Source organism: uncultured Methylibium sp. (assembly GCF_902826655.1).
Classification (GTDB): Bacteria; Pseudomonadota; Gammaproteobacteria; order Burkholderiales; family Burkholderiaceae_C; genus Methylibium.
In genome coordinates, this window is the sequence record NZ_CADEFR010000063.1 from 1 (window position 1) to 18,522 (window position 18,522).

Below are 18,522 nucleotides of genomic sequence, written 5' to 3' on the forward strand. Positions count from 1 at the left end.
GGCCAGCACGCGCACGCGCGTGAGCTTCGAGGCCGGCATGTACCAGATGGGCGGCATGGTCGTGAACCTGACGACCGGCGACACCCAGCTCGGTCGCGCCGAACCGGTCGAGGACACGGCCCGCGTCATCAGCCGCATGGTCGACGTGGTGATGATCCGCACCTACGAGCAGGCGCGCCTGGACCGCTTCGCGGCGCACTCGCGCGTGCCGGTCATCAACGGACTGACCAACGAGTTCCATCCTTGCCAGATCCTCGCGGACATCTTCACCTTCATCGAGCACCGCGGCGCGATCCAGGGCAAGGTCGTCGCCTGGGTCGGCGACGGCAACAACATGGCCAACACCTGGCTGCAGGCGGCCGAGATCCTCGGCTTCACGGTGCACGTCAGCACGCCGGGCGGCTACGAGGTCGATCCGGCGGTGGCCGGCATCGACCCCGACGCCGGCTGCTGCAAGGTCTTCAAGGACCCGCTCGAGGCCTGCCGTGGCGCCCACCTGGTGACCACCGACGTGTGGACCAGCATGGGTTACGAGGCCGAGAACGACGCACGCCTGAAGGCCTTCGGCGACTGGTGCGTCGACCGCGAGATGATGGCCTCGGCGCGCAAGGACGCGCTCTTCATGCACTGCCTGCCGGCGCACCGCGGCGAGGAAGTCGAGGCCGAGGTCATCGACGGCCCGCAGTCGGTGGTCTGGGACGAGGCGGAGAACCGCATGCACGTCCAGAAGGCGCTGATGGAGTACCTGCTGATCGGTCGCATCGGTTGAGCCGCGCGATGGCCGCCCCGCCGCCCGTCGACGCCCGCGCGCTGATCGAGCGGCTGCCCGAGCCGATGCGCTCGCTGGCCGCAGCCGGCGAGTTGCGCCACTACCGCAGTGGCGAAGTGATCGTCGAGGAAGGTGCGCCGGGCGATGCGCTGTACGTGTTGCTCAGCGGCAAGGTGAGGGCCTATTCCAGCGACGAGGCCGAGCGCGAGATCACCTACTGCATCGACACCGCCGGCGACTGCTTCGGCGAGATGGCGCTCGACGGCGGGCCGCGGTCGGCCACGGTCGAGGCACTCGAGCCCTCGGTCTGCAGCTTCGTGACCCGCATCACCGCCTTCCGCCGCCTGGCCGAGGACGGCGCGCTCGCTACCGAGCTGCTGATGCGCGTGATCCGCCGCGCCCGCGAAGCCACCGAACGCGCGCGCCGCCTGGCCCAGCTGGACGTCTACGGTCGCCTGCGCACCTTGCTCGAGGAGCTGTGCACTGCCGGCGACGACGGCCTGAAGCAACTGCCCGAGCCGATGACCCACCAGGCGCTGGCCGCGCGCGTCGGCGCCTCGCGCGAGATGATCAGCCGGCTGATGAAGGACCTGGAGCGTGGCGGCTACGTGCGCAGCGAGGGCCGCGTGATCGCGCTGCTCAAGCCGCTGCCGGCGCGCTGGTAGACCCGACGCGGTAGACCGGCACCGCCCCGGCGATGCCGCCCAGCACCAGCTGCTCCGGCCCGCGCGCATCGAGCGGACGGGCGGTGACCGGCAGGCGCTGCCACAGACCGTCGCACACCAGCAGTTCACCGGCACGCGCCTGCGCGCACAGTCGCGCGGCGCGGTTGGTGACGCTGCCGATCGCCGCATAGTCCTGCCGCGCGTCGAAGCCGATCGCGCCCAGCGTCGCCGTGCCGCAGCTCAGGCCGAGGCCGAGGCCGAGTTCGGTACCCCGTGCCAGCCAGCGCTCGCGCAGCAGCGCCCCGCGCGCCTGCATCTCCAGCGCCAGCGACAGTGCCCGCTCCACGTGATCGGCCTGCGGCACCGGATCGTTGAAGAACACCATCAGCCCGTCGCCGGTGAACCGCTCGAGTGTGCCCTCGTGCCGATGGATGGCCTCGCCCATCGAAGCGTGAAACTCGCCCAGCACACCCATCAGGACATCCGGCCCCACCGCCTCGGCAAAGGCCGTGAAACCACGCAGGTCGGCGAACAGCACGCTGATGTCCTGCCGGTGGCTGCGCATCGGGTTGGTATCACCGTCCTGCACCAGGCGCTCGGCGAGCGCCGGCGAGAAGAAGCGCTTGAGCCGCGCCAGCCGTTCGATCTGCCCGAGCTGCTCAGCCACCCGCTCGCTCAGCGTGGCCGACCAGCGGGCGAGCTCCTCGCGCTGCGCCGCCACCTGGTCGTAGAGCGCCTTCACGCGCAGCAGCGAGCGGATGCGCGCGCGCAGCTCCTCGGTCTTGTAGGGCTTGGAGACGAAGTCGTCGGCACCGGCCTCGAGGCCGCGCACGCGGTCGGCACTGGCATCGAGCGAGGTCACCAGCACGATCGGCACCGCCGCGAACGCCGAGTCGGCGCGCAGCAGGCGGCAGACCTCGAAGCCGTTGAGGTCCGGCATCATCACGTCCAGCAGGATCAGGTCGGGCACCGCGCGACGCGCTGCCGCCAGCGCCTCGACGCCGCTCGACGCCTGTTCGACCTCGTAACCCTGCTGCAGAGCCAGCAGGCGATCCGTGAGCACGCGACGATCGGCCGGTGTGTCGTCGACGACGAGCAGCCGGCACTGGCGCGCCACGACGAGTCGATCCACGGGCGCATCGCTCATGCAGGCGCCTCCCCCAGCTCGCGCCGCACCAGCTCGCGCAGCGTCTTGACCGAGAACGGCTTGGCCAGGAAAGCGTCGAAGCCGGCCTGCTCGAGCCGCGCCCGGTCGGCCAGCGTCACCGAAGCGGTCATCGCGATGACCTTCAGCGCGCGGTCCTGCGCCTGGGCACGCAGCCGGGCCAGCGTCTCGAGACCGTCGATGCCCGGCAGCTGGATGTCCAGCAGTACCAGCGCCGGCCAGTCGTTCGCCGCCTGCACCAGCGCCTCCTCGCCCGACGCGGCGCGATGCACGTGGTGCCCGGCATGCGCCAGCACGTCACCCGCCAGCTTGAGCGTCTGCGCGTGATCGTCGACCAGCAGGACCGTCGTGTTCATGGGTGTGCCCTCACGCCTCGTCCTGCGGGAACACCAGCGTGAAGCGGCTGCCGCGGCCGGGTTCACTGTCCAGCGTGATCGAGCCGCCGTGCAGTTCGACCAGGCGTTTCACCAGCGCGAGACCCAGTCCGGTGCCCTCGACCGGCAGACCGGGCTGCGCGCCGAACTGCCGGAAGGGCTCGAAGACCAGCGGCAGATGCTCGCGCGCGATGCCGCGGCCCGTGTCGCCGACCTCGACCACCAGGCCACGCGCCTCGATCCGCGCGTCCAGACTCACGCGCCCGCCGCATGCGGTGAACTTGACGGCGTTCGACAGAAGGTTCAGCAGGATCTGCCGGAAGCGCTGCGGATCGACCCGCCACTCGCAAGGGTCCGGCGCGACGGTGGTCACCAGCTGCACGCCTTGCCGGTCGGCGCGGTCGCGCACCAGCGCCACCGCCTGCGTGACCTGGGAGCCGACGTCGACCACCACCCGGTCCAGTTCCATCCGGCCCGACTCGACCTTGGACATGTCGAGGATCTCGTTGATCAGCGCCAGCAGGTGCGTCCCGGAGTTGTGGATGTCGGTCATGTACTCCAGCTGCTTGGCCGTCAGCGGCCCGCACATCTCCTGCTCGGCCAGCACCTCCGACATGCCGATGACGGCATTGAGCGGCGTGCGCAGCTCGTGCGACATGTTGGTCAGGAACTCGGACTTGTGGCGGTTGGCGACTTCGAGAGCCTGGGTCTTCTCGGCGATGCGTTGTTCCTGCTGGCTGATGGTCTGCTGCAGCGAGTCGGCCATGGCGTTGAACTGCATTGCGAGGTCCTGGAGCTCATCCTGACTGTCCACTTCGATCCGCGTGCGCAGATCGCCGCTGGCCAATGCCGCCGCACCACGGGCGAGGGCTGCGATCGGCCGCGTCAGGCGACGCGAGAGATATAGGCCCACCGAGACAACCACCGCCAACCAGATCAACGCGAGCACGGCGGTTCTGGCAACGGCTTCATCCACCGGCTGCAGCGCTTCTCCTGTCGGCTGCTCGACATACACGCGCCAACCAAGCATGCCCACACCCATGGACGAAACCAGGACCTCGCCTCCATCGAGCCCGCGACTGGGCACAACGCGAGCCGCGGCTGGATCGTCGGATCGGAAGTGCGATCGGTCCGCAATGGCCGTGCGACGGACCATCACACCGGGGTCCTTGTGGAGCATGATGCGGCCTTCGCCATCGGCCACGTACACCGTCCTGCCCGCCAGAGTCAGGGAAGCAGCCAACCCCGATGAAAGACTTCGGAGGTTGATGTCGACGAACGTCGAATCGGATCCAGACTCTCGCCCTTCTAATGCCACAGACAAAGTCGGGTCGAAGCCCTGGACGTAGTGCAGCGCCGTCGTTCCCGAGACGCCACCATGTAGCCGCACGGCCCCTTCGGTTTTCGGCTCCGCAGCGATCCGATCGACTTCGCGACGCGAAACGAACAGTTGCTCCTTGCCGTCGGCACCCACCCACCGCACCGAGTCGACGGCTGGCAGCAGCTTGAGCAGTCGTCGATACTCATGCCGCCGATCCTGCAGCGTCAGCCAGCCCTCGATTTCCCATGGCAATGTGGTCACTGTAGTCAAGTTCAACTTGATGGACTCAAGAGCGCCGCGCACGGCTCCGCTGACCTCGAGAACCTGGGCTTCCTGCGTCAGCGCGACCTGTTCGACCGCCTGACGTCGCGTCGCGACCAGTTCCAGAGCCGCGAAAGCCAGCAGGCCGACACTCAGCAACAGCGACATGGTCGCGGCAACCTTGAAGCCGATGCTTCTCCATGATCGATGGAGGTTCGACCACAGAGATCGAGTCGCCGACGAGCGAGATTTCATGAGCGAATCACGAGCTCATCGAATCAGGACGTCGGCGGCACGGACAACCTCGGCCGACGGAAATCGCCCCGAGGTGCGCGCCGCAACCAGGTTCACCCACACAGCAACGGCGCGGGGAGTCCGGACCGGCATGTCAGCAGGGCGTGCGCCTTCGATGACCAGGCGCGCCATCTCGGCAGCCTCCTGAACTCCCGGTGGTTGCCGTCGCGCCCCAACGGCCAGCAACGCGCCCGCCTCTGCGTAGCGGCCGCTGCCAAAGACCGCGACGACACGATGTTGGTTCAGCAACTGCGGCAGACGTCCAGCAAGCTTCTGAAACAGAAACTGCTCGGGAACGGCAACACCTGCGGCGTCCCCCAGGCCTGCCAGTCTTTGCACGGTCGCTTCGACATCCTCCCACTGGCAGATCACCTCGAACTCGATCGGCAGGCCACGGCCGGATGCCGCACCTTCGAGCCCGGCTCTGTCGACAGTCAGTTCGACTTCCACACGATCACGCGGCGGTCCTGGCTGGCAGCCGGCCGCATGCACACGTTCTGCCAGCGCGAGCTGAGCCGCAGCCGGGCCGCACCGATAGCCGCTGGGCATGACATTGCCATCAACAAGCACAGTCAGACGGCGAACCCGTGGGAAGGCGTCAACCAGCAGTTCCACCATCTTCGCCTCGATGGGCAGACTGCTCGTATGACCCGTTGCGTTGCGGCCCGGCCGCTGCATCGAATCGACCAGACAGAGATCGAGCGGATCGGCTCCACCGGCGAAGACGACAGGCACCGCCAGACCCAGCTGCTGCAGGTCCATGGCCGACCCCATGGTCGCTGCGATCACGACGTCGGGGCTCCATCTCTTGACTGCGGCACGGATCGGCGCCGTCCCCTCGCCGGGCATCGCAGGTACGACCTCGGCCTGGATACGGAGTCGGTCGGCGCCATAGCCGGCCGCCTGGAAGCTGGCGCGAACAACTGCCAGGTTCGCGTCGTTCTCCATGGCGGGTAACCAGTCCGGCAAGAGCACCAGGACTGTTGCCACGCTCCCCTGCCGCTGGCTCTCGGCGTCCCGCTCAGTACCTTGGCCCGCACCCCCGTCGCGGCAAGCCGTCAGCCCGACAAGGCACGCAGCCGTGACCACCAGCGCAATGGCAGTCACGCTGCGCAGACCATCACCGATCATCGCGCGGCACAGACGGGTCGCGTGCTCACTGGACCGCGAATCAGGGGCCAAGAACGTGAATCAGGTCGAAGTGGCCACTGTGTGCAGCCGCCCAAGCATCTGCATCGGCCTTGGTGTTGAAGCCGTTCACGTGGACGACGGGCGAGTTCGGCATTCCGACCGTCGTCAGGACCTTATTGCCGGCCACGCCTTCGATCGACAGCACCAATTGCGGCACAACGGAAGATGTGCACGGCGGATTGCACTTCTTGATCTCGATCGGCGAACCTGGCTGGCTGCCGCTGAACGCCACGTTCATGCTCTTGTCCGACCAGTCGATCGCCACGACGACGAAATTGCTCATGACCATTGCCCTTTCACATTGAATTGACCAGGAGAATCAACATGCATGGAGTCGCTTCGCCCTCGCCGACAGAGGAAGACGAGCACGCCTGCAATCAAAAATTCAGCTTCCACGGCTGCCACTGGCAGCTGCCCGCCCGGCCCGACTCGCAACTGCTCGGCACCATGTAGACACCAGCTGTGCAGCCCGCCAAGTTGGGGCTCTTGCTATTGTCTGGGATGAAGCTACTCGTACTGCTCTCCTTGCCACGCAGCGCCGCCAGGACCGCGGTATTGTCCGAATGGTCCTTGATGCTACCGAGTTGCCAGCCATTGCTGATGGTGATCTCGGTGCCGGCCTTGCCAAATCCGCTTCGCGCCTTGACGAGATACGGCCGGTTGTAGTTCGGGAAGAGCTTGGGCTCGCTCACTTCGCAAACGTCTTGCCAGCTTCCGTTGCACTTCCCTTCCTTCAGCTCGCCGAGGCACTTCCTGCCAGGCGCGACGCTGACCAGGAGCATGGGCTCGTACACGACATAGCCGCGCCGCGCGTGCTTGTAGGCATCCTGCGGGTCGGCTTTGTGCAAATCCTCCCGGGCTGTCGAACTGATCGGTGTGACATCGACGCCAGCACAGGCGCTCAGCAGCAGCGCAGCGCTCAGGGCAGGTAGTGCGAGCAGTTTCATGGGACCTCCATTGCTTGTGTGAAGTGATCTGGTGCCGCCTGGATAGATGCTCGACAGTAGCTGGCCTAGCCTGCAGGTGGCCATCCCGAGAACCCGTTGGTGCGCTAGACCTTTCTCAGATCAGGCGCGCCAGAACAGGTGGCAGGCTCGACACTTGACGAATCAGATCGCGAATGCTGGGAGAGCCGGTCTTGGAGCGGACACTGCGTACATGAGTGCGTACCGTGCTCAGGGACACACCCTGTCTGCGTGCGATCTCCTTCGGTCCCATGCCATTGCTCAAGGCCTGCAAGATGCGTGTTTCGGCGCCCGTCAGCCCACGCTCACGCGCGTACCAGTCAGCCGATAGCCTCTCGCAAAGGTGGCGACGCCCCAGCAGCAGCACCGCGCCATCATCGACCTCCAGTGGGACGACTGCTACCGACAGTTGGGCCGACGCGTCACCGAGCAGTACCAGGCGCCTCAAACCCAGTGTGAACGCTTCGCGCAGCGCCCGCCTGAGCGACTGAGCGGCGACGGAGTCGCGCACCTGCAGCACGTCCCCTTGCAGCCGCAGCGGATGACCCGGGGCAGCCAGTTCGCGCCGTGCGGCCCGATTCATCAGCCGGACCGACAGGTCGGGTGCCACGCACAGCATCGGGTAGTCGATGCTGTCCAGGGTGTTGTGGAGCCAGCCGTTCTCACGATCTCGCCCATCGCACTCGGCGCGCGGCGTTGCCACGATGGCGCGTTCGGTGAGAGCCACCATGACTCGGGAATCAATCAAGTCCAGCATCGTTCTTCCTCCACTTGACACTGCACAGCGCCAATGGAAGCAAGACTAGTTAGATCAGGCGTCTCCGTCTGGTGAATCTGCACCTCGCCGCTCGCGCGGCCTCCGTCAGCGGTACGCCCTAGCGCACCGCCGTCACCTCGATCTCCACCTTCGCCCGGTCCTCCATCAGCGCCGTCACCTGCACCGCGGTCATCGCGATGTCGTAGCGGCCGACCAGCTCGCGGAAGGCCTGGCCGACCTCGCGGCCGCGGGCCAGGTACTCGCGCTTGTCGGTCACGTACCAGGTCATGCGGACGATGTGCTCGGGTCCGGCACCGGCTTCGGCCAGCACGGCGACGATGTTGGCCAGCGCCTGGCGCACCTGCGCGACGAAGTCGTCGCTCTCGAACTCGCAGCGTGCGTTCCAGCCGATCTGGCCGGCCACGTGGATGCTGGTGCCCTGTGCGACCACGCCGTTGGCGTAGCCGCGCGGCGCGGTCCAGCCGGTCGGCTGCAGCACCTGCTTGTTCGTCGTCATCGGGTCGTCTCCTGCCTGAGTCGAAAGCGCTGCAGCTTGCCCGTCTCGGTGCGAGGCAGGCTCGATCGGAACTCGATCGCGCGCGGGTACTTGTACGGGGCCACGGTCTGCTTCACGTGGTCCTGCAGCGTCTTGACCATCGCCGCATCGTCCGTCACGCCCGGCTTCAGCACGACATAGGCCTTGACGATCTGGCCCCGCTCCTCGTCGGCGACGCCGACCACCGCGCATTCGGCCACGGCCGCGTGAGTCATCAACGCAGACTCCACTTCGGGTCCGGCGATGTTGTAGCCGCCGCTGATGATCATGTCGTCGGTGCGTGCCTGGTAGAAGAAGTAGCCGTCGGCGTCCATCAGGTAGGCGTCGCCGGTCAGGTTCCAGCCGCCCTGCACGTACTGCGACTGGCGCGCGTCGGCGAGGTAGCGGCAGCCGGTCGGCCCCTTCACGGCCAGGCGGCCCACCTGCCCCGGCGGCAGCGGACGCAGCGCGTCGTCGACGACGCAGGCGACGTAGCCGGGCACGACCGTGCCGGTGGCGCCCGGCCGGGCGTGCGCCTCGTCGTGCGAGATGAAGATGTGCAGCAGCTCGGTCGAGCCGATGCCGTCGATGATCTCGAGGCCGGTCGCGTCCTTCCACAGCGCGCGCGTCGCGGCCGGCAGCGCCTCGCCGGCCGACACGCACTTGCGCAGTGACGACAGGTCGTGCACCGCGCCGCCGGCCTTCATCGCGATCGCGATCGCACGGTAGGAGGTCGGTGCGGTGAAGCACACGGTCGCGCGGTGCGCGGCGATCGCAGCGGGCAGCGTATCGGGCGTGGCCTTCTCGATCAACACCGTCGACGCGCCCACCGACATCGGGAACAGCAGCAGCCCGCCCAGTCCGAAGGTGAAGGCCAGCGGCGGGCTGCCGATGAAGCGATCGTCGCGCGTCGGCTTCAGCACATGGCGCGGCCAGCAGGCGCAGGCGGCCATCACGTCGCGGTGAAAGTGCATCGTGCCCTTGGGCACGCCGGTCGTGCCGGAGGTGAAGGCGATCAGCGCGACGTCGTCGGCGGCCGTCGGCACGGCATCGAACTGCGGCGACTTGTCCGCGGCACGCGCTTCGAGCCCGCTGCCATCGCCCAGGAAGTGCAGCACGTGGTCGAGGCCCGGACACCCTGCCTGCGCAAGCGACAGCTCCCCGGCCAGCCGCGCGTCGCACAGCGCATGCGTGATCTCGGCCTTGTCGATGATGGCGGTCAGCTCCTTGGCGCGCAGCAGCGGCATGCTGCCCACCGCGATGCCGCCGGCCTTCACCACCGCCAGCCAGCAGGCCGCGAGCATCGGCGTGTTGGCGCCGCGCAGCAGCACGCGGTTGCCCGGAACGAGCTTCAGGTCGTCGACCAGCACGCGCGCAATGCGGTTCGCCTGCGCCTGCAGCTCGGCGTAGCTCCAGCTCACGCCGGGGCCGATGACCGCCGGGCGCTCGCCGTCGCCCTGCTGGACACGACGATCCAGCAGCTCGCTCACGCAGTTGATCTGCGCCGGGAACTGCAGCTCCGGCCGGTCGAAGCGCAGCTCGGGCCACTGCGCGGCCGGCGGCAGGCGATCGCGCGCGAAGCGGTCGACGTGAGCGCTCATGGCGCGTCGGCCTCCGCTTCCTTCAGCAACTCGCGGCCGATGATCAGCTGCTGCACCTCGCTGGCGCCCTCGTAGATGCGCAGCGCGCGGATCTCGCGGTACAGCGACTCGACGACGCTGCCATGGCGCACGCCCTCGCCGCCGAAGAGCTGTACCGCGGCGTCGATGACCTGCTGCGCGCCTTCGGTCGCGGCCAGCTTGGCCATCGCCGCCTCGCGGGTGACGCGCCGGCCCTGGTCGCGCTGCCAGGCGGCGCGGTAGGTCAACAGCGCTGCGGACTCGATCGTGGTCGCCATGTCGGCCAGCTTGGCCTGCGCGATCGGCAGGTCGGCCAGCCGCGCGCCGAACATCGGCCGCGTACGGCTGCGCGCCAGCGCCTCGCCGAGCGCGCGACGGCCGAAGCCGAGCGCCGCCGCAGCCACCGAGGTGCGGAAGATGTCGAGCGTGCGCATCGCCAGCTTGAAGCCCTGGCTGGCGCCGCCGAGCTGGTGTGCCTTCGGCACGCGGCAGCCGTCGAAGCGCAGCCGCGCCAGCGGATGCGGCGCGATCACGGCCATGCGCTCGGCGATCTCGAGGCCCGGCGTGCCGGCCTCGACGACGAAGGCGCCGATGTCGCCGGTACCGCGTTCCGCATCGCCGGTGCGCGCGAAGACGACGTAGAAGTCGGCGATGCCGCCGTTGCTGATCCAGGTCTTCTCGCCGTCCAGCACCCAGGCGTTGCCGTCTTCACGAGCCCGGCACTGCAACGCGGCGACGTCCGAGCCGGCCTGCGGCTCGCTCAGCGCGAAGGCGGCGATGGCGCGCCCGGCGGCGACCGGTGCCAGCCAGCGCGCCCGCTGCTCCGGCGTGCCGTCGAGCGAGATCGCGCCCGAGCCCAGGCCCTGCATCGCGAACGCGAAGTCGGCCAGGCCGTGGTGACGAGCCAGCGTCTCGCGGGCCAGGCAGATCGTGCGCGTGTCGATGGCCTCGGCCGCACCGCCGTGCGCCGTGCCGGCGACGGCGTGGCGCAGCCAGCCGGCGTCGCCGAGCGCGCGCACGAGCCGTCGGCAGGTGGTATCGACGTCACCGTCGTGCGGCATGTCCTTCAGCGCGCTGAAGGCCCAGGCCTCCAGCTCCGCCGCAAAGCTGCGGTGCCGCGCCTCGAAGAAGGGCCAGTCGAGATGATCGAGCGGCGTCATCTCAATCTCCTTCGAAAGTCGGCTTGCGCTTGGCGGCGAAGGCCTCGTAGGCGCGATGGAAGTCCTGCGTCATCATGCAGATGGCCTGCGCCTGCGCCTCGGCCTCGATCGCCTCGTCCACGCCCATGGCCCACTCCTGATGCAGCATGCGCTTGGTCATCGCATGGCCGAAGGTCGGGCCTGCGGCCAGCTCGCCGGCCCAGGCCAGCGCGGCGGCCTCCAGCGCCTCGGGCTCGACCAGGCGGTTCATGAAGCCCCAGGCCAGCGCCTCGTCGCCACCCAGCGAGCGACCCGTGAACAGCAGCTCGCTCGCGCGGCCCTGGCCGATGAGCCGCGGCAGGATGGCGCAGGCGCCCATGTCGCAGCCCGCCAGGCCGACACGCGTGAACAGGAAGGCCGTCTTGCTGCGCGCCGTGCCGATGCGCAGATCCGAAGCCATCGCGAGGATCGCGCCGGCGCCGGCGCACACGCCGTCGATCGCCGCGACGACCGGCTGCGGGCAGGCGCGCATCGCCTTCACCACGTCGCCGGTCATGCGCGTGAAGGCCAGCAGATCGGGCATCGTCATCTGCGTCAGCGGGCCGATGATCTCGTGCACGTCGCCGCCCGAGCAGAAGTTGCCGCCGGCGCCCTGCACCACCACCGCCTTCACGTCGTCGGCATAGGCGAGGTCGCGGAACAGTTCGCGCAGCTCGGCGTAGGAGTCGAAGGTCAGCGGGTTCTTGCGCTCGGGGCGGTCGAGCGTGACGACGCCGACGCTGTCGGCGCCGACGCGCCAGCCGAAGTGCACCGTACGGCGCTCGGCCAGCGCGCGCCGGTTGCCGGCGGCCAGGGGTTCGGCGATGGGTCGGGTCATGTCGGGCTTCCTTGGGCGAGGTGTTGCTTCAGCACGGCCAGCTGCTCATGCATCGCGGCCTTCTGCTCGGGGGTCCAGCCGGCGAACAGCTCGACCACCCAGCGCTCGTGCGTCGTCGCCATGCGGCGGAACAGCTTGCGGCCGGTGGGTGTCAGCTGCACCGAGAACGCGCGCCGGTCGGTGGGGTGCGGGGCGCGCACCACCAGGCCTTCGGACTCGAGCTGATCGGTGATGCCGGTGACGTTGCCACCGGTGACCATCAGGCGCTGGGACAGCTCGCGCATCGTCAGGCCCTCGGGTTGGCGCTCCAGCTGGGCCATCAGGTCGAAGCGCGGCAGCGTGGTGCCGAACTCGGCCGCCAGGCGCTTGCGGATCGCGTCCTCGATGCGCGTGGTGCACGACAGCCAGCGCAACCAGAGCTTGAGCGCCTGGTGGTGCTCGTCGATGACGCGCGACTCGAGGTCGGTGTCGGGCAGGGTCTCGTCGGCAGCCATCGTCACATCACCTCGCCGCCGGCCACCGCGATCGCCTGGCCGGTGATGGCTGCGCTGTCGGGCCGCAGCAGCCACAGCACCGCCTGCGCCACCTCCTCGGGCTGCACCAGGCGGCCCTGCGGGTTGCCGGCAGCCAGCGCGGCGCGGGCACCGGCTTCGTCGCGGCCGGTCTTGCGCACGATGGTCGCGACGGCTTCCTTCACGATCTCGGTGTCGGTGTAGCCGGGGCAGACCGCGTTGACCGTCACGCCGGTCTTGGCCAGCTCCAGCGCCGCGGCGCGCGTCAATCCGACCAGGCCGTGCTTCGCGGCGACGTAGGCGGCGACGTAGGCATAGCCCTTGAGCCCCGCCGTGCTGGCGACGTTGACGATGCGACCGTAGCCGCGCTCCACCATCGCCGGCAGCACCTGCTGCTGGCACAGGAAGGCGCCGGTCAGGTTGACATCGAGCGTGCGCTGCCACTGCGCGAGGCCGGTCTTCGCGAGCGGCGTGCTCTGCACGGCGCCGGCGTTGTTGACGAGCAGATCGACGGCCGCTCGCTCGCGCGCCGCCGCGAAGGCGTGCGCCACCGAGGCTTCGTCGGCCACGTCGCAGCTCACGCAGACGGCGGCATCGCCGAGTTCGGCGGCGACCGCCTGCAGCGCATCGAGTCGGCGCCCCATCAAGCTCACGCGCGCGCCGGCGTCGACGAGCACGCGCGCAATGGCCGCGCCGATGCCGCTGCCGCCGCCGGTGACGACGGCGTGGCGGCCTTGCAAAGCCAGCGTAGCAGCGCTCATACGCCCAGCGCCAGGTTGGCCTGCTCCAGCGCGCCGAGTCCGGCCGTCTGTGCAGCGAGCTGACGCTCGCGCTCGAGGTTGCGCTCGAGCTGCGCCTTGCCCGACAGGTAGCGCACCGGCCACATCAGGCCCGCACCGCCGGTGACGCCCAGCCGTGCCGCCTCGCTCAGCGTCCACGCCGGGTTGGCGAGGTGCGGGCGCGCCACCGCACACAGGTCGGCGCGGCCGGCGGCGACGATGCCGTTGACCTGATCGCCCTCGGTGATCGCGCCGACCGCCATCGTCGCGATGCCGACCTCGTTGCGGATCGCCTCGGCGAACGGCGTCTGGAACAGCCGCCCGTAGACCGGCCGCTGCGCCTTGCTGACCTGGCCGCTGGAGACGTCGATCAGGTCGCAGCCCGCGGCCTTGAAGGCACGCGCCATCTCGATCGCATCCTCGGGTGTGGTGCCGCCCGGCACCCAGTCGTGGGCCGACAGCCGCACCGACATCGGCCGCTCGGCCGGCCAGGCGACGCGCATCGCGGCAAACACCTCCAGCGGCCAGCGCAGGCGGTGGGCGAGCGTGCCGCCGTAGTCGTCGCTGCGCTGGTTGGTCAGTGGCGACAGGAAGGCCGACAGCAGGTAGCCGTGCGCGCAGTGCAGCTCCAGCCAGTCGAAGCCGGCCGCGCAAGCGCGGCGCGTGGCGGCGACGAACTCGGCGGTCACGCGGTCCATGTCGGCGCGCGTCATCGCGCGCGCCCAGTCGCTGACGCCGTCCAGGTACTGCTGCGGCGACGCGGCCAGCAGCGGCCAGTTGCCTTGGCTCAAGGGCTGGTCTTCGCCTTCCCACGGCACGCGCGTCGAACCCTTGGGCCCGGCATGGCCCAGCTGCAGTGCGATCTTCGCGCCGCTGCTGCCGTGCACGAAGTCGACGATGCGCTGCCACGCCGCCTGCTGCGCGTCGTTCCACAGCCCGGTGCAGGCCGGCGTGATGCGCGCGTCGGGCGAGGGACAGGTCATCTCGGTGAACACCAGGCCGGCACCGCCCATCGCGCGCGCGCCCAGGTGCACCAGGTGATGATCGGTCGGCAGGCCGCCTTCGGCCGCGTACTGCGCCATCGGCGAGACGACCACGCGGTTGGCCAGCGTCAGGCCGCGCAGGCGGAAGGGCGTGAACATCGGCGGGACCGTCGCGGCGGCGTCCGCCGTCGGTACGTCGGCCTGCCTCGCGGCCTCGCCCGCCAGCCAGCCCTCGACGCCACCGACGTAGCCGGCATCGCGCAGCCGCAGGTTCTCGTGCGAGATGCGCTGCGAGCGCGTCAGCAGCGAGTACGCGAACTGCTCCGGCGCCAGCCGCGCGTGGCGCTCGACGTTCTCGAACCACTCGGTCGAGTTGCGCGCGGCGTTCTGGATCTTCAGCACCTCGATGCTGCGGGCGGCCTCGTAGGCAGCCAGCGCGCCGGTCAGGTCGCCGGGCCGGGCCTCGATGTCGGCGGCCAGCGCGATGGCGTCCTCGAGCGCGAGCTTGGTGCCCGAGCCGATCGAGAAGTGCGCGGTGTGCGCCGCGTCGCCCATCAGCACCACCGGTCGGTTGCCGCCGGCGCCTCCCGATGCGTGCACCCAGCGCTTGCAGACCACGCGCGGAAAGCGGATCCACGAGGCCGAGCCGCGCAGGTGCGTTGCGTTGGAGATGAGCTTGTGGCCTTGCAGCACCTCGGCGAACAGGCGCTCGCAAAAGGCGATGCCTTCCTCCTTCTCCATCTGCTCCAGCCCCGAGGCGCGCCACACCGGCTCGGGCGTCTCGACGATGAAGGTCGAGTGCGTCGCGTCGAAGCGGTAGGCATGCGCCTGGAACCAGCCGTGCGCGGTGCGCTGGAAGTCGAAGGTGAAGGCCTCGAACAGCCGCTCCGTGCCCAGCCAGACGAAGCGGCAGCGCCGCAGGTCCACGTCGGGCTCGAAGGCCTGCGCGTACTTCTGGCGGATGCGGCTGTTCAGGCCGTCGCTGGCGATGATCAGGTCGGCGTCGACGGCCGCATCGTCGCAGTCCGTCTCGAAGCGCAGCTCGACGCCGAGCTCGAGGCAGCGCTCCTGCAGGATGTTGAGCAGGCGCTTGCGGCCGATGCCGCAGAAGCCGTGGCCGCCCGAGCGGATGCGCCGGCCCTGGAAGCGCACCTCGATGTCGTCCCAGTGGTTGAAGGCGTCGAGGATCTTCTGCGCCGTCGGGGCGTCGGCGCGCTGCAGTGCGCCCAGCGTCTGGTCGGAGAACACCACGCCCCAGCCGAAGGTGTCGAAGGGCCGGTTGCGCTCGATCACGACGACCTCGCGCGCCGGGTCGGCCTTCTTCATCAGCAGCGCGAAATACAGCCCGGCCGGGCCACCGCCGATGCAGGCGATGCGCATGGTGTCGTCCTTTCGCGGCCCGGGACGGCCGCACTTGCCGGATTGAATTTAGGAGTGTATTGTTTAGGTGTCAAGTACATAGACCCACCCCCTGCCGTCGGGATGACCCTCGGCGCAGGTCGGTGCTACCGTGCGCGCCATCGTGACGACGACACCGCCGAAGCTCTGGGACATCTCTCCGCCGGTCAACCCGGAGGCGCCGGTCTTCCCGGGCGACACGCCCTACTCGCAGGCCTGGACGGCGCAGATCGGGCCGGGCGGCCCGGTGAACGTCAGTGCGATCACGCTCAGCCCGCACGTCGGTGCCCACGCTGACGCTCCGCTGCACTACGACCCCCAGGGCGCGACCGTCGGGCACCTGCCCCTCGAGCCCTACCTCGGCCGCTGCCGCGTGATCCATGCCTGGGGCTTCCAGGGCCCCGGCGCGCGACACAGCGACCGCCTGATCCGCTGGCCGCACCTGTCGCACGCGATCGACGAGACGCTGCCGCCGCGCGTGCTGGTGCGCACCTACGAGCGCGCGCCGATCGACCGCTTCGACAACGCGCTGGCGGCCTTCGCGCCCGAGACCATCGAGCGCCTCGCCGACCTGGGCGTGCAGCTGGTCGGCATCGACACCGCCAGCATCGACCCCGCCGCCAGCAAGACGCTCGACAGCCACCAGGCCGTGCGGCGCCGCGGGCTGCGCGTGCTCGAGAACCTGGTGCTCGACGAGGTCGCCGAAGGCGACTACGAACTGATCGCCCTGCCGCTGAAGCTGGTGACGGCCGACGCCTCGCCGGTGCGTGCCGTGCTGCGCGAACTGCCGCCCGTACAGCGGCCCGCGCTCGCGCTGCCCGCGCCCGAGGATCCGGCCTTCGCCGACACGCCGTTCGAGAACAGCCGGCCGCTGGAGCTATGAGTACGGCGCTCGACCGCCACGCCTGCCTCGCGCTCGACCGCGCCGACGCGCTGGCGCCGCTGCGCGAGCAGTTCGAGCTGCCCGACGGCCGCATCTACCTGGACGGCAACTCGCTCGGCGCGCTGCCGCGCTCGACGGCAGACCGCGTCGCGCGGGCGGTCCGCGAGGAATGGGGGCATGGCCTGATCGAGAGCTGGAACCGCGCCGGCTGGATCGCCCTGCCGCAACGTGTCGGCGACAAGATCGCGCGCCTTGTCGGTGCGGCGCCGGGCGAGCTGGTCGCGGCCGACTCGACCTCGGTCAACCTGTTCAAGGTGCTGAGCGCGGCGCTCGCCCTGCAGGCCGCGGATGCGCCGCAGCGCCGCGTGATCGTCTCCGAGCGCAGCAACTTCCCGACCGACCTCTACATCGCCGAGACGCTGGCGCAGGAACGCGGCCTCGAGCTGCGGCTGGTCGAGCCCGACGAGATCGCGCTCCAGCTGAACGGCGATCTCGCCGTGCTGATGCTGACGCAAGTCAACTACCGCAGCGGGCAGCTGCACGACATGGCCGCGCTCAGCGCCGCGGCGCACGCCGCCGGCGCACTGACAGTCTGGGACCTGGCGCATTCGGCCGGCGCACTGCCGGTGGACCTGAACGGCAGCGACGCGGACTTCGCCGTCGGCTGCGGCTACAAGTACCTGAACGGCGGCCCCGGCGCGCCGGCCTTCGTCTGGATGCACGCGCGGCACGCGGCACGCATGGACCGCGAGGGCCTGCGCCAGCCGCTGTCGGGCTGGATGGGGCATGCGGCCCCGTTCGAGTTCACCCCCGGCTACCGTCCCGCCGCCGGCGTGCAGCGCTACCTCTGCGGCACGCCGGCGATCCTGGCGCTGACCGCGCTGGAGTGCGGCGTCGACACGCTGCTGGCGGCCGAGCCGCTGGGCGGCATGGCCACGCTGCGCGCCAAGTCAGTGGCGCTGTGCGAGCTGTTCGCGGCGCTGGTCGAGTCGCGCTGCGCCGGCCACGGCCTGACTCTCGCCTCGCCGCGCGACGCGACGCAGCGCGGCAGCCAGGTCTGCTTCAGCCATCCGGAGATCGGCTACGCCGCGGTGCAGGCCTTGATCGCACGCGGCGTGGTCGGCGACTTCCGCGCCCCGGACATCCTGCGCTTCGGCTTCACGCCGCTCTACACGCGCTTCGTCGACGTGTGGGACGCGGTCGAGCACCTGCGGCAGGTGCTGGAGGCCGGCGAGTGGCGCAGGCCCGAGTTCAACCGGCGGAATACCGTCACATGACCAAGCCGGAAGACATCGTCCGCGACGAGAAGGCGCAGCTCGACTTCTCGCGCAGCATGAGCTACGGCGACTACCTGCAGCTGGACGCTCTGCTCTCCGCGCAGAAGCCGCTGTCGCCGGCGCACGACGAGCTGCTCTTCATCGTCCAGCACCAGACCAGCGAGCTGTGGATGAAGCTCATGCTGCACGAGCTGCACGCCGCCGTTGCCGCGGTGGCGCGCGATGAGCTGCAGCCGGCCTTCAAGATGCTGGCGCGCGTCAGCAAGATCATGGAGCAGCTGGTCCACGCCTGGGACGTGCTGGCGACGATGACGCCGCCCGAGTATTCGGCCGTGCGGCCCTACCTCGGCGCGAGCAGCGGCTTCCAGAGCTGGCAGTACCGCTGCATCGAGTTCGCGCTCGGCAACAAGAACGCCGCGATGCTGAAGCCGCACTCGCACGCGCCGCAGCGGCTGGCCGAGGTCGAGGCCGCGTGGCGCGCCCCGTCGCTCTACGACGAGGCCCTGCGCCTGCTGGCGCGCCGCGGCCTGGCGCTGCCGGCCGACGTGCTGGAGCGCGACTGGACGCAGGCCCACGTCGCCCGGCCCGAGGTCGAGGCCGCCTGGCTCGTGGTCTATCGCGACCCGCAGGCCCACTGGGATCTCTACCAGTTCGCCGAGGAACTGACCGACCTCGAGGACGCCTTCCGCCTGTGGCGCTTCCGGCACGTGACCACGGTCGAGCGCGTGATCGGCTTCAAGCGCGGCACCGGCGGCACC

General features: G+C 69.7%; 19 protein-coding genes. 5 read left to right on the forward strand and 14 right to left on the reverse strand.

Translation table 11 applies throughout. The features are described 5' to 3' along the window. Both argF and QZV97_RS17475 read left to right on the forward strand, forming a co-directional pair. On the forward strand, nucleotides 1-769 hold a 769-nt coding region (argF, locus tag QZV97_RS17470), incomplete at its 5' end, for an ornithine carbamoyltransferase (protein WP_295645465.1). 8 nt (nucleotides 770-777) lie between these two features. After that, complete coding sequence (locus tag QZV97_RS17475) at nucleotides 778-1,434, forward strand: Crp/Fnr family transcriptional regulator (RefSeq protein ID WP_295645468.1); 657 nt, start codon at nucleotides 778-780, stop codon at nucleotides 1,432-1,434. On the opposite strand, the gene QZV97_RS17480 is transcribed toward QZV97_RS17475, so the two are convergent. From QZV97_RS17480 to QZV97_RS17545, 14 genes are all read right to left on the reverse strand, one after another. Further along, nucleotides 1,409-2,581: an adenylate/guanylate cyclase domain-containing response regulator gene (locus QZV97_RS17480; RefSeq protein WP_295645471.1), complete on the reverse strand. Its 1,173-nt coding sequence runs from the start codon at nucleotides 2,579-2,581 to the stop codon at nucleotides 1,409-1,411. The two genes, QZV97_RS17475 and QZV97_RS17480, sit on opposite strands and share 26 nt — an antisense overlap. Further along, nucleotides 2,578-2,955 (reverse strand): response regulator, encoded by a 378-nt coding sequence (locus QZV97_RS17485; RefSeq protein ID WP_295645474.1) that lies wholly within the window; start codon nucleotides 2,953-2,955, stop codon nucleotides 2,578-2,580. The genes QZV97_RS17480 and QZV97_RS17485 overlap by 4 nt, the downstream gene beginning before the upstream one ends. Nucleotides 2,956-2,965: 10 nt before the next feature. Next, nucleotides 2,966-4,723, reverse strand: a complete 1,758-nt coding sequence (locus QZV97_RS17490; protein WP_295645477.1) for a hybrid sensor histidine kinase/response regulator — start codon at nucleotides 4,721-4,723, stop codon at nucleotides 2,966-2,968. A 102-nt stretch (nucleotides 4,724-4,825) separates the two neighbouring features. Beyond that, on the reverse strand, nucleotides 4,826-6,031 hold the full coding sequence (locus QZV97_RS17495) for an ABC transporter substrate binding protein (protein ID WP_295645480.1): 1,206 nt from the start codon (nucleotides 6,029-6,031) through the stop codon (nucleotides 4,826-4,828). Then, nucleotides 6,021-6,323: a hypothetical protein gene (locus tag QZV97_RS17500; RefSeq protein WP_295645483.1), complete on the reverse strand. Its 303-nt coding sequence runs from the start codon at nucleotides 6,321-6,323 to the stop codon at nucleotides 6,021-6,023. Before QZV97_RS17500 ends, QZV97_RS17495 begins: the two co-directional genes overlap by 11 nt. Nucleotides 6,324-6,417: 94 nt before the next feature. Continuing rightward, a complete protein-coding gene (locus tag QZV97_RS17505) occupies nucleotides 6,418-6,987 on the reverse strand; it encodes a hypothetical protein (RefSeq protein ID WP_295645486.1) in 570 nt (189 codons plus the stop codon). A gap of 115 nt (nucleotides 6,988-7,102) precedes the next feature. After that, nucleotides 7,103-7,762 (reverse strand): helix-turn-helix transcriptional regulator, encoded by a 660-nt coding sequence (locus QZV97_RS17510; RefSeq protein WP_295645489.1) that lies wholly within the window; start codon nucleotides 7,760-7,762, stop codon nucleotides 7,103-7,105. Nucleotides 7,763-7,880: 118 nt separating this feature from the next. After that, nucleotides 7,881-8,279: a RidA family protein gene (locus tag QZV97_RS17515; protein WP_295645491.1), complete on the reverse strand. Its 399-nt coding sequence runs from the start codon at nucleotides 8,277-8,279 to the stop codon at nucleotides 7,881-7,883. After that, nucleotides 8,276-9,898 (reverse strand): AMP-binding protein, encoded by a 1,623-nt coding sequence (locus QZV97_RS17520; protein ID WP_295645494.1) that lies wholly within the window; start codon nucleotides 9,896-9,898, stop codon nucleotides 8,276-8,278. The genes QZV97_RS17515 and QZV97_RS17520 overlap by 4 nt, the downstream gene beginning before the upstream one ends. Beyond that, nucleotides 9,895-11,076, reverse strand: a complete 1,182-nt coding sequence (locus QZV97_RS17525) for an acyl-CoA dehydrogenase family protein (protein WP_295645496.1) — start codon at nucleotides 11,074-11,076, stop codon at nucleotides 9,895-9,897. Before QZV97_RS17525 ends, QZV97_RS17520 begins: the two co-directional genes overlap by 4 nt. Nucleotide 11,077: 1 nt before the next feature. After that, nucleotides 11,078-11,932, reverse strand: coding sequence for an enoyl-CoA hydratase family protein (locus QZV97_RS17530; RefSeq protein ID WP_295645499.1), 855 nt, complete (start codon nucleotides 11,930-11,932; stop codon nucleotides 11,078-11,080). Further along, on the reverse strand, nucleotides 11,929-12,426 hold the full coding sequence (locus QZV97_RS17535) for a MarR family transcriptional regulator (RefSeq protein WP_295645502.1): 498 nt from the start codon (nucleotides 12,424-12,426) through the stop codon (nucleotides 11,929-11,931). The genes QZV97_RS17530 and QZV97_RS17535 overlap by 4 nt, the downstream gene beginning before the upstream one ends. Nucleotides 12,427-12,428: 2 nt before the next feature. Further along, entirely contained in the window at nucleotides 12,429-13,205 is a 777-nt protein-coding gene (locus QZV97_RS17540) for an SDR family NAD(P)-dependent oxidoreductase (protein ID WP_295645505.1), read from the reverse strand. Continuing rightward, on the reverse strand, nucleotides 13,202-15,586 hold the full coding sequence (locus QZV97_RS17545) for a bifunctional salicylyl-CoA 5-hydroxylase/oxidoreductase (RefSeq protein WP_295645508.1): 2,385 nt from the start codon (nucleotides 15,584-15,586) through the stop codon (nucleotides 13,202-13,204). Before QZV97_RS17545 ends, QZV97_RS17540 begins: the two co-directional genes overlap by 4 nt. A gap of 142 nt (nucleotides 15,587-15,728) precedes the next feature. On the opposite strand from QZV97_RS17545, the gene kynB reads away from it, so the two are divergent. From kynB to QZV97_RS17560, 3 genes are all read left to right on the forward strand, one after another. Next, entirely contained in the window at nucleotides 15,729-16,487 is a 759-nt protein-coding gene (gene kynB, locus QZV97_RS17550; protein WP_295645510.1) for an arylformamidase, read from the forward strand. Next, nucleotides 16,484-17,764, forward strand: coding sequence for a kynureninase (gene kynU, locus QZV97_RS17555; RefSeq protein WP_295645513.1), 1,281 nt, complete (start codon nucleotides 16,484-16,486; stop codon nucleotides 17,762-17,764). The genes kynB and kynU overlap by 4 nt, the downstream gene beginning before the upstream one ends. After that, a partial coding sequence (locus QZV97_RS17560; protein WP_295645516.1) for a tryptophan 2,3-dioxygenase occupies nucleotides 17,761-18,522 on the forward strand: 762 nt, incomplete at its 3' end. The genes kynU and QZV97_RS17560, both read left to right, overlap by 4 nt.

What these genes read in the sequence shown, in the direction of transcription:
- QZV97_RS17520 (WP_295645494.1), bottom strand. Translation starts at nt 9,898, where the DNA reads ATGAGCGCTCACGTCGACCGCTTCGCGCGCGATCGCCTGCCGCCGGCC.
- QZV97_RS17530 (WP_295645499.1), bottom strand. Translation starts at nt 11,932, where the DNA reads ATGACCCGACCCATCGCCGAACCCCTGGCCGCCGGCAACCGGCGCGCG.
- QZV97_RS17475 (WP_295645468.1), top strand. Translation starts at nt 778, where the DNA reads ATGGCCGCCCCGCCGCCCGTCGACGCCCGCGCGCTGATCGAGCGGCTG.
- QZV97_RS17490 (WP_295645477.1), bottom strand. Translation starts at nt 4,723, where the DNA reads ATGTCGCTGTTGCTGAGTGTCGGCCTGCTGGCTTTCGCGGCTCTGGAA.
- QZV97_RS17480 (WP_295645471.1), bottom strand. Translation starts at nt 2,581, where the DNA reads ATGAGCGATGCGCCCGTGGATCGACTCGTCGTGGCGCGCCAGTGCCGG.
- QZV97_RS17545 (WP_295645508.1), bottom strand. Translation starts at nt 15,586, where the DNA reads ATGCGCATCGCCTGCATCGGCGGTGGCCCGGCCGGGCTGTATTTCGCG.
- QZV97_RS17535 (WP_295645502.1), bottom strand. Translation starts at nt 12,426, where the DNA reads ATGGCTGCCGACGAGACCCTGCCCGACACCGACCTCGAGTCGCGCGTC.
- QZV97_RS17540 (WP_295645505.1), bottom strand. Translation starts at nt 13,205, where the DNA reads ATGAGCGCTGCTACGCTGGCTTTGCAAGGCCGCCACGCCGTCGTCACC.
- kynU (WP_295645513.1), top strand. Translation starts at nt 16,484, where the DNA reads ATGAGTACGGCGCTCGACCGCCACGCCTGCCTCGCGCTCGACCGCGCC.
- QZV97_RS17500 (WP_295645483.1), bottom strand. Translation starts at nt 6,323, where the DNA reads ATGAGCAATTTCGTCGTCGTGGCGATCGACTGGTCGGACAAGAGCATG.
- QZV97_RS17525 (WP_295645496.1), bottom strand. Translation starts at nt 11,076, where the DNA reads ATGACGCCGCTCGATCATCTCGACTGGCCCTTCTTCGAGGCGCGGCAC.
- QZV97_RS17505 (WP_295645486.1), bottom strand. Translation starts at nt 6,987, where the DNA reads ATGAAACTGCTCGCACTACCTGCCCTGAGCGCTGCGCTGCTGCTGAGC.
- QZV97_RS17515 (WP_295645491.1), bottom strand. Translation starts at nt 8,279, where the DNA reads ATGACGACGAACAAGCAGGTGCTGCAGCCGACCGGCTGGACCGCGCCG.
- QZV97_RS17485 (WP_295645474.1), bottom strand. Translation starts at nt 2,955, where the DNA reads ATGAACACGACGGTCCTGCTGGTCGACGATCACGCGCAGACGCTCAAG.
- QZV97_RS17510 (WP_295645489.1), bottom strand. Translation starts at nt 7,762, where the DNA reads ATGCTGGACTTGATTGATTCCCGAGTCATGGTGGCTCTCACCGAACGC.